The sequence below is a fragment of the Pseudomonas sp. 2822-15 genome (assembly GCF_002742515.1).
Lineage (GTDB): Bacteria > Pseudomonadota > Gammaproteobacteria > Pseudomonadales > Pseudomonadaceae > Aquipseudomonas > Aquipseudomonas salomonii.
Genome location: NZ_LJRY01000230.1, coordinates 1 through 535, shown reverse-complemented (window position 1 = coordinate 535; position 535 = coordinate 1). Strand labels below are relative to the sequence as shown.

The 535-nt window shown below is 35.0% G+C and carries 1 protein-coding gene; it reads left to right on the top strand.

Annotated features, from left to right (window positions below):
- A partial coding sequence (locus tag AOA59_RS25940) for a TRM11 family methyltransferase (RefSeq protein WP_218212210.1) occupies positions 1-424 on the top strand: 424 nt, incomplete at its 5' end.
- Between the last annotated feature and the right edge of the window lie 111 nt (positions 425-535).

The window sequence follows — 535 nt, the reverse complement described above, 5'->3', positions numbered from 1 at the left end:
ACCTATTATTGAACAGAAAAAAGTAGTGGATCCTTGTTGTGGGATTGGAACTGTATTGGTAGAAGCTTTATCTATGGGAGTTGATATTAAAGGAAGTGATCTTAATCCCCTAGTAATGAAAGGTGCTAGTGGTAATATAGCACACTTTGGCTATTCCACTGACGTCACTATCATGAATATAAAGGATATACAGGAAGAATACGACGTAGCAATCATTGATATGCCTTATAACTTATGCTCAGTATTAGATAAACAGGATCAATTAGAAATGCTTATAAGTGCTAGATCTTTTGCAAGAAAAATAGTTGTAATTACAGTTGAATCTATAGATGAGTTAATAACAATGTCAGGTTTTAAAATTACTGACCGATGTAACGTGAAAAAAGGGAAAACATTCACACGACAAATAATTGCATGCGAATGACACAAAATTGTGCGAGACCTGGCCCGTACAATATGGACAAGGTTCATTGTGTTGTATAGAGTTAACGTAGTGGGAACATTTCAAATTTATACATAGGGGGAAGGTAGTATG